The organism is Robiginitalea sediminis, assembly GCF_002198115.1.
Taxonomy (GTDB): Bacteria; Bacteroidota; Bacteroidia; order Flavobacteriales; family Flavobacteriaceae; genus Robiginitalea; species Robiginitalea sediminis.
Map to the genome: position 1 here is coordinate 1 of NZ_NGNR01000009.1, position 1195 is coordinate 1195.

Here is a 1195-nt window from a genome sequence, read left to right on the forward strand (position 1 = left end):
TGAAGACTTACCCCTTTTCGTACAGCGGTAAATTAAACAAATTGATGTTTTAAGGGTACATTCTCCTTTGAATATTCTTCCAGGTATTCTCTTGGACTTTTCCTTCCCAGGGATTTATGGGGATGATAGTTGTTGTATTCTTCTTTGAACCTTTCTGTCTCCAGATTTACTTCTTCGATATCCCGGAACAAATGAGCATCTAGGATGTCTTCTCGATAGGTTCTGTTAAAGCGCTCTATGTATCCATTCTGACTGGGTTTGCCAGGCTGGATGTATTTGATCTCTATGTCCTCTACCTGACAGTAGTTTACAAACACCCGGGAGAGGAACTCTGGCCCATTGTCCACACGTATGGCTAAGGGTTTCCCATAGGTCTCAATAGCCTCTTTCAGGTATTCTACCACCCGAATACCGGGCATAGAGAAGTTTCCCTTCATACACAGAGCTTCCCGATTGAAGTCATCCATTAGATTGAATATCCTGAAGCCTCTACCAGTAATCAGACTATCAGACATGAAGTCTGCACTCCATACTTCTCTGGGTGCCTCAGGTACTGCCAGGGGATCTTTAATCCGCTTGGGCAGGCGCTTCTTGGCCTTGCGTTTTAAGGAGAGTCCCAGCAAACGATACACACGAAGCACACGTTTTCGGTTCCATCTATGGCCTTGTTTGCGAATGCGGTTGTAGAGCCAGTCAAAACCCCGATGCGGCTTTGCTTCGGCTAATTCGGTGAGCTTCTCGATTACTTCCGTATCATCCCGGCGACTTCGGTAATACCACATCGAACGGCAGAGGCATACGATCAAACAGGCCCGGGCAATACTTAGCCCAGTCTCTTTTATGATCCCTTCAGCCAGTTCCCTGCGCTCACAAGGCCTTAGAGCTTTTTTTCAATGATGTCCTTGAGAATCTTGTGATCCAGGCTTAAATCTGCATACATGGCCTTAAGGCGACGGTTCTCTTCCTGGAGGGCTTTAAGCTCCTTGAGCTGCTGGGCGTCCATGCCTCCATACTTGCGCTTCCAGCTATAAAACGTCGCCGTGGTTATGCCTTTCTCCCGACAAATGTCCGTGACCTTCATACCCGCATCATACTGGCGAAGCATGGAAACAATCTGCGTTTCTGTGAATCTGCTCTTCTTCATGATCTAAAAATAGTTGATTTTTAAACTGTCCGAAAAACAGGGAAGCCTTCA

At 46.5% G+C, this 1195-nt stretch carries 1 protein-coding gene; it reads right to left on the reverse strand.

What is annotated here, in order from left to right; genetic code table 11:
• Positions 1-32: 32 nt before the first annotated feature.
• Positions 33-1144 (reverse strand): IS3 family transposase gene (locus CA832_RS14875; protein ID WP_088342439.1). Its coding sequence is split into 2 segments (ribosomal slippage): positions 33-883 and positions 883-1144, totalling 1113 coding nucleotides; the frame shifts between segments, so codons are not numbered across the junction.
• Positions 1145-1195 lie beyond the last annotated feature (51 nt).